Here is a 7,152-nt window from a genome sequence, read left to right as displayed (position 1 = left end):
GTGGGGCGATACCCGCCCGCTTCTTGGGCAGCGGCAGCACTGCGGCGATGCGCGCAGCTTCCCGCTGGCTCAACCTGCCCGCGCCATGGCCGAAATAACGCTGCGCGCCCGCATCGACGCCGTAGGTGCCGATACCGGTTTCCGCGACGTTCAGATAGACTTCCATGATCCGCTTTTTGCCCCAGATCGCTTCGATCAGGACGGTGAACCACGCCTCAACCGCCTTGCGGAAATAGCCGCCGCCCTGCCACAGAAAGACGTTTTTCGCGGTCTGCTGGCTGATGGTCGAGCCACCGCGGATGCGGCCGCCACCGGCGTTACGCATCGCCGCCGCCGCGATCGCCGAATAGTCAAAGCCGTGATGCGAACAGAAGTTCGAATCCTCGCCCGCGATCACCGCGCGCGCCATGTCGATGTCGATATCCCCGATCGTGCGCCAGTTCTTGGCGACACTGCGCCCCGCCAGAATGTCGCCCGCCATGGTGAAGGTGAAGGGCGGCGGCACGAACCGGTAAAGCCCGACGATCGCCACGCTGAACAGCACAAAAGCGATTGCCGTTTTGGCCAGCCAGCCGGAAATCCGCCGACCCCATTTGCGATTGCGCCCCGCGCGCGCCTGTTTCCCTGCCCTGACCATCCTCGTCGGTTAGCGCGACAGGCCGGGCTTGAAAATCGGCTTTCGCCCGCGTGTCAGCTCAGCGCCAGCAGCCGCTTTTCGCCTGCCAGCCGCATCATCGCCTTTTGCAGCTTCTCGAACGCGCGCACCTCGATCTGGCGGACCCGTTCGCGGCTGACGCCATAAACCTGGCTCAGTTCCTCAAGCGTCTTGGGATCGTCGGTCAGGCGGCGTTCGGTCAGGATGTGCTTCTCGCGCTCGTTCAGGTCGTCCATCGCCTCCACCAGCATGGTGTGGCGCACATCGGCTTCCTGCGCCTCGGCGACGCGCTGATCCTGCAGCGGTTCGTCATCGGCCAGCCAGTCCTGCCACTGGCTTTCCGAATCCTCGCGCATGGGGACGTTCAGCGAGGTGTCGCCGCCCATCGCCATGCGACGGTTCATACTCGTCACCTCATCCTCGGTGACGCCCAGATCCTTGGCGATCTTGGCCACGTCCTCGGGCCGCAAGTCGCCGTCCTCGAACGCGTCCAGCTTGGCCTTCATGCGGCGCAGGTTGAAGAACAGCTTCTTCTGGGCCGCGGTGGTGCCCATCTTCACCAGCGACCAGCTCCGCAGGATGAACTCCTGAATCGACGCGCGAATCCACCACATGGCATAGGTCGCCAGGCGGAAGCCGCGATCTGGCTCGAACTTCTTCACGCCCTGCATCAGGCCGATATTGCCCTCCGAAATCAGCTCGGACACCGGCAGGCCATAGCCGCGATAGCCCATGGCGATCTTGGCCACGAGTCGCAGGTGCGAGGTGACAAGCTGTGCCGCCGCTTCGGTGTCGCCATGATCCTGGAACCGCTTGGCGAGCATATATTCCTGCTCGGGGCTGAGGATCGGAAACTTCTTGATCTCGGACAGATAGCGGTTGAGGCTGGCCTCGCCGCCGAGCGCCGGGATCGTCGCGGGGACGTTGCTACCGCTGGCCATGACCGAATCTCCCTTGATGACAGACGAATGTCGCCGCTGCACCGATGCGCGGCAATATCGTCAAATGACTATACGACAAGTTGGTTGAACAGTTCCTGCATGTCGCCCGGCATCGTGCTTTCGAACGACAAAGCGGCGCTTGTTACCGGATGGATGAACCCCAGTCGGGCGGCATGCAATGCCTGACGCTGGAAACTTAACGTTTCCAGCACCGCGCGGTGCGCCGCCTTTGTCCGGCCATAAACCGGGTCGCCCAGCAGCGGGTGGCCGATCGAGGCCATGTGCACGCGCACCTGATGCGTGCGGCCCGTTTCCAGCCGACATTCGACCAGCCCCGCTTCGCGCAGCGGCTTTATCAGTTGCCAGTGCGTGATGGCATGTTTGCCCGCGTCACCGCCGACGATCGCCATCTTCTTGCGGTTGGCGCTGGATCGCCCCAGCCGCGCGTCGACAATGCCCTTGCCCGCAACCGGCACGCCGCCGACGATCGCCAGATATCGCCGGTCGATGCTGTGCGCCTTGAACTGCCTTGCCAGCCCTTCATGCGCGCGGTCATGCTTGGCCGCGACGATCAGCCCGGACGTATCCTTGTCGATCCGGTGCACGATGCCCGGCCGCGCCACGCCGCCGATCCCCGACAATTGCCCCGCACAGTGGTGGAGGAGCGCATTGACCAGCGTGCCGTCCAGATTGCCCGCCGCCGGGTGCACCACCAGTCCGGCGGGCTTGTCGACGACGATCAGATGCTCGTCCTCGAACGCGATGTTAAGCTCGATCGCCTGTGCTTCGTTATGGGCGGGTCGGGGAGCGGGAATCTCGACGCGAAACGATGCGCCGGCGACTGCCTTTCGCGCGGGATCGCGTGCCGGTCCGTCGGCGCCGATGACCGCGCCCGACGCGATCAATGCCTTGAGCCGTTCGCGCGACAGCGTGGGCACCGCTTGCGCCAGCGCACGGTCCAACCGCCAACCACTGGCAGCGTCCGAAATCACGGCATCGATGGTGGCAACCCCCCGGTCCATTCTTGTAAGGGATTTGGGTGTCGAAGGTCATTCTTTCAAGTGCAGCGATCGGCGTGGTTACAGCGGCGGCGCGTGCGGCGCATCCGCTGGAAGCGTGCGGGCTGCTGCTGGGGGCTGGCGAGCGTGTCGAACAGGCGAGCGTCGCGGCCAACGTCGCGGCATCGCCGCGCGACCGGTTCGAGATCGATCCCGCGCACCTGCTGGCCGCGCACCGTGCGGCGCGCGGCGGCGGCCTGGGGATCCAGGGTTACTGGCACTCGCATCCCAATGGCGATCCGCGCCCATCGGCAACCGACGCCGCCATGGCCGATCCCGATGGCCGGCTTTGGGCGATCGTCGCGGGCGGCGACATGCGGCTGTATCGCGCGGTCGCGGCGGGCGATCTGCATGGCCGCTTCGTCGCGGTGGCGTGGTCGCCAGGCGATCCGTCGTCCTGATCGCTTGCACCCCCCGGCGCGCTGGGCCACAAGGCGCGCTTGCGAGAGGGAGCCGATTGCGTTGCAAACCAGTCCGACCGAATTCGCCAGTCTTTTATGTTCGCGCCTTTGCCACGACCTGCTCAGTCCGGTCGGGGCATTGAACAACGGGCTAGAGCTGCTGGCCGACGAACATGACCCCGAAATGCGCGCCCGCTGTCTTGAGCTGCTGGCCGACAGCGCGCGGGCATCGGCGAACAAGCTCAAGTTCTTTCGCCTGGCGTTCGGTGCGGCGGGCGGGTTCGGCGAAATGGTCGACACGCGGGAGGCGCAGGCCGCGATCGAGGGATTGTTCGCCGACAATCAGCGGCTGGAACTGGGCTGGATGGTTGAGGCCGGGCAACTGCCCAAACCGGCGATCAAGGTGCTGTTGAACCTGGCGCTGATCGCGGGCGACGCGCTGGTGCGCGGCGGGCGGCTGGATGTCGGCGCCGAAGCGGAGGGCAGCCGCGTCGAGATCGTCGTGCGTGCCGATGGCCCACGCATCGTGCTCGACCCCGAACTCCGCACCGCGCTGGACGGTTCGGGCGCGGGCGGCGGGCTGACCCCGCGTTCCGCCGCCGCCCATCTGGTGCGCCAGCTGGTGGACGAAAGCGGCGGTTCGCTACAGGTTTCGCCGGCCGAGGCCGAAGTGCTGCTGTTCGGCGTGCAATTCGCCGGCGGGTAAACTCCGTCTTAACCGCAGCCGTCCAAGGGTCACTCGCCAAGCCGGCGGGGGACCATGGACGACCTGTTGCAGGAATTCATCGCGGAAACACGCGAAACGGCCGAGGCGCTGGCCGGGGAAATCGTTGCGTGGGAAGCCGCGCCCGACGATTCCGCGCGGCTGGACGCCATTTTCCGCTTCGTTCACACGGTCAAGGGGAGCTGCGGCTTCCTCGACCTGCCCCGCCTCGAACGGCTGGCCCATGCTGCCGAGGACGCGCTGGCCGAAGTGCGGGGTGGCCGCCGCGCGCCCGACCGGCGGCTGGTCAACGCGGTGCTCGCGATCGTGGACCGGATCGGCGAGATCGTCGACGCCATCGACAGCGGCTGTGCGCTGGAGGACGGGAACGAAGACTCACTGATCGCCGCGCTCGATCCGGCGACGCCGGGTGTGTCCGACGTGTCGCTTGGTGGCGGCAGTGCCGGGCCGGTCATGGTCCGCACGCCCGCGCGCAGTGTCCGGCTGAGCGTCGATCTGCTCGACCGGATGATGAGCGGCATGTCCGAAATGGTGCTGGCCCGCAACGAACTGGCGCGCCGGATGCGTGCGGGTGAGGGCGATCCCGCTACGGAGGCGGCGCTGGAACGCCTGTCGGCGACCGTCGCTGAAATGCGCGAGACGGTGACGCGCACACGGATGCAAAAGATCGAATCGCTGTTTTCCGCGCTTCCCCGGCTGGTGCGCGACACGGCGGCCAGCCTGGGCAAACAGGTCGTGCTGTCGGTCGAGGGCAGTGATGTCGAGCTGGACCGTGAGATGATCGAGGTGATGCGCGATCCGCTGGTCCACATCATCCGCAATTCGATCGATCATGGGATCGAGGATGTCGCGACGCGCCGCAAGGCCGGAAAGGCCGAAGCGGGCTGCCTGACCGTCGCCGCGCGACAGGCGGGCAACCAGATCGTGGTCGAAGTGACCGATGACGGCCGCGGCATTGATACCGACCGCGTCATTGCCAAACTCGCCCGCTCGGGCCGCGACGAGGGCACGCTCCGCGCCTTGCCCGAGCGTGATCGGCTGGCGCTGATCTTTGAGCCGGGGCTGACGACCAAGGACGATGTATCGGCGATTTCGGGTCGCGGCGTCGGCATGGATGTCGTGCGGACCGCGATCGAGGTGATCGGCGGGCGCATCGAACTCGACAGTGTTTCCGGGCGGGGTCTGCGGATCGCGATCCATGTGCCGCTGACGCTGTCGATCCTGCCGACGATCATCGTGGGCCTGGGCGACCAGCGCTTTGCCGTGCCGCGCGGCGTGATCGAGGAAATCGTCGCGACGCGGGGACAGGGCGTGGCGATCGACCGGCTGGGCGGGCGGATGGTGGCGACGGTGCGCGACCGGCGGCTGCCGGTGGTGCCGCTGGGCGCGCTGCTGGGCTTCGGCAAGGACGACAATGAGCCGGCGATGCTGATTATCGCGAATATCGGTGTCGGCGCCTTTGTGATCGGTGTGGATGAGGTGCTGGATCATGAGGAACTGGTCATCAAGCCTGCCGCGCCAGCGGTGATGACGGCGGGCGTCTATGCCGGACAGACGCTGCCCGACAGCGGGCGGCCGATGCTGCTGATCGATTGCGCGGGCGTGGCGCATGTCGCGGGCCTGAACTTCCGCCGGGAGGCCGAAATCGTCGCCGCCAATGACCAGGCGGAAATCGCGCCGGTCCTGTCGCTGCTGACGTTTCAGGACCTGGACGGGGTTCGCCGCGCGCTGCCGCTGGCGGCTGTCGACCGCATCGAATCGGCCGGGCCGGCGCAGGTCCATCGCACCGGCGGGCGCCTGCGCCTGCTGGTTGACGACGCATTGGTGCCGCTGGCGACGCAGGCGCCGATCCCGGAACGTGCCTTTGCCGTGCTGCGGTTGCGCGATGGCGCGGTCGAGGTTGCCTATGCGATCGACGAAGCGAGCGATATCGTAACGGTGCCGGCCGAAATCGCGCCGCCGGCCAGCGATGGTCCGGTCGCGGGCGTCGTGCTGGTCGCCGGCGATCCGGTCGAATTGATCGATGCACTGTGGCTGTTCGCCAATCACGGCGAAATCCGTGGCGCTGCTCGCCAGCCCTTGTGCGTGCTGGACGAAGGCGATGGGGGCTGGATGTCGACGTTCCTGGCGCCGATGCTGCGCGGCGCGGGCTGGCGCGTCGCCGCGCGGGCGGCGGGAGAGGCGCCCGATGTGGTCATTCGCCTTGACGACGACGACACGCCCCCCCCGCCGGGCGGCACGCTGGTACGGCTGGCCAGCGATCCCGGTCGTGCGGCGCGAACGGGGGCCATCCATCGCTATGACCGTGAACGGCTGCTGGCGGCGGTCGGCGCCGGGCGGGAGCAGCGGCGTTGAGCGGCCTGTTCCTGGTCGCCCAGGTCGCGGGGCACGCGATCGCGGTCGAATCCTCGGCGGTCGAATCGGTTGTCGATCTGGGCGAAGTCACGCCGACGCCGCTTGCCGCGCGCCATGTGCTGGGCCTGGCGACGCTGAGGAGCCGTGTCGTGACCGTGCTGGACACCGCCGGCGCGCTGGCGGGGGTGGCGGGGACGATCGCGCCGCGCCGGGCGATCGTGTCGCAGATCGACGGCCATCATTACGCTTTCGTGGTCGATACGCTGGACGATGTGGCCGAATTCACCCCGCGTCCGCTGGCCGCCGGCGTGACGCTGCCCGGCATCTGGGCGCGGGCGGTCGACGGGGTGATCGACCGTGACGGGGAGGCGGCGCTGGTCATCGACCTGACGGCGCTGGTCCCCGGCCTTCAACACGCATCGGTGGATTAACGCGACGCTTACGACCGTCGTGCAACGACGGCACCGGGTCGAAAAAGAGTAGGGCGTTGAATGAAAACCTGTCTGGTGGTCGATGATTCAAAGGTTATCCGCAAGGTCGCGCGGCATATCCTCGAGGGTCTGTCCTTTGACGTGCGTGAGGCCGCGGACGGCCGTGAAGCGCTGGATGCCTGTCTAGCCTTCCCGCCCGATGTCGTGCTGCTCGACTGGAACATGCCGGTGATGAGCGGCATGGATTTCCTGCGCGCGCTGCACCAGACGGACCTGGCGAAAAAGCCCAAGGTGGTGTTCTGCACCACCGAAAACGGCATGGCGCACATTCGCGCAGCGATCGAGGCGGGCGCCGACGAATATGTCATGAAGCCGTTCGACCGCGAAACGCTGCAATCGAAACTCCAGATCGTCGGTATGGCCTGAACCCGACATGGCGACACGGCCCTTCATCGACGGACAAGCCGATTCGCGACCCGTAAAGGTCCTGATCGTCGACGATTCGATCGTGGCGCGCGCTGTGCTTCGCCGGATCATCGAAAGCGACCGTCGTTACCACGTGGTGGCGGCGCTGGGCGATGCGATGG

At 66.9% G+C, this 7,152-nt stretch carries 8 protein-coding genes; 5 read left to right on the top strand and 3 right to left on the bottom strand.

Annotated features, from left to right (window positions below; all coding sequences use genetic code 11):
• From mtgA to VL973_RS01990, 3 genes are all read right to left on the bottom strand, one after another.
• The coding region (gene mtgA, locus VL973_RS02000) for a monofunctional biosynthetic peptidoglycan transglycosylase (RefSeq protein WP_325282365.1) at nt 1-637 on the bottom strand (637 nt) is incomplete at its 3' end.
• Nucleotides 638-690: 53 nt separating this feature from the next.
• Nucleotides 691-1,596, bottom strand: a complete 906-nt coding sequence (gene rpoH / locus VL973_RS01995; RefSeq protein ID WP_325282364.1) for an RNA polymerase sigma factor RpoH — start codon at nt 1,594-1,596, stop codon at nt 691-693.
• Nucleotides 1,597-1,664: 68 nt separating this feature from the next.
• Nucleotides 1,665-2,618, bottom strand: a complete 954-nt coding sequence (locus VL973_RS01990) for an RluA family pseudouridine synthase (RefSeq protein ID WP_325282363.1) — start codon at nt 2,616-2,618, stop codon at nt 1,665-1,667.
• Nucleotides 2,619-2,635: 17 nt separating this feature from the next.
• On the opposite strand from VL973_RS01990, the gene VL973_RS01985 reads away from it, so the two are divergent.
• The 5 genes from VL973_RS01985 (at nt 2,636) to VL973_RS01965 (ending at nt 6,991) form a co-directional block, all read left to right on the top strand.
• On the top strand, nt 2,636-3,055 hold the full coding sequence (locus tag VL973_RS01985; protein WP_325282362.1) for a M67 family metallopeptidase: 420 nt from the start codon (nt 2,636-2,638) through the stop codon (nt 3,053-3,055).
• A gap of 61 nt (nt 3,056-3,116) precedes the next feature.
• Nucleotides 3,117-3,761 (top strand): histidine phosphotransferase family protein, encoded by a 645-nt coding sequence (locus tag VL973_RS01980; protein ID WP_325282361.1) that lies wholly within the window; start codon nt 3,117-3,119, stop codon nt 3,759-3,761.
• A 54-nt stretch (nt 3,762-3,815) separates the two neighbouring features.
• A complete protein-coding gene (locus VL973_RS01975; protein WP_325282360.1) occupies nt 3,816-6,134 on the top strand; it encodes a chemotaxis protein CheA in 2,319 nt (772 codons plus the stop codon).
• Nucleotides 6,131-6,565 carry a chemotaxis protein CheW gene (locus VL973_RS01970; RefSeq protein WP_325282359.1) on the top strand — a complete coding sequence of 145 codons (435 nt, stop codon included), beginning with the start codon at nt 6,131-6,133 and terminating at the stop codon, nt 6,563-6,565. The genes VL973_RS01975 and VL973_RS01970 overlap by 4 nt, the downstream gene beginning before the upstream one ends.
• Nucleotides 6,566-6,625: 60 nt before the next feature.
• Nucleotides 6,626-6,991, top strand: a complete 366-nt coding sequence (locus VL973_RS01965) for a response regulator (protein ID WP_325282358.1) — start codon at nt 6,626-6,628, stop codon at nt 6,989-6,991.
• Nucleotides 6,992-7,152: the final 161 nt, after the last annotated feature.

Source organism: Sphingomonas sp. (genome assembly GCF_035490575.1).
Taxonomy (GTDB): domain Bacteria; phylum Pseudomonadota; class Alphaproteobacteria; order Sphingomonadales; family Sphingomonadaceae; genus Sphingomonas.
This window is presented reverse-complemented; position numbering and strand designations above follow the sequence as displayed.

Bases quoted from the DNA above. Each gene is read 5' to 3' on its own strand.
- rpoH (WP_325282364.1), bottom strand. From the start codon at position 1,596: ATGGCCAGCGGTAGCAACGTCCCCGCGACGATCCCGGCGCTCGGCGGC.
- VL973_RS01990 (WP_325282363.1), bottom strand. From the start codon at position 2,618: ATGGACCGGGGGGTTGCCACCATCGATGCCGTGATTTCGGACGCTGCC.
- VL973_RS01975 (WP_325282360.1), top strand. From the start codon at position 3,816: ATGGACGACCTGTTGCAGGAATTCATCGCGGAAACACGCGAAACGGCC.
- VL973_RS01965 (WP_325282358.1), top strand. From the start codon at position 6,626: ATGAAAACCTGTCTGGTGGTCGATGATTCAAAGGTTATCCGCAAGGTC.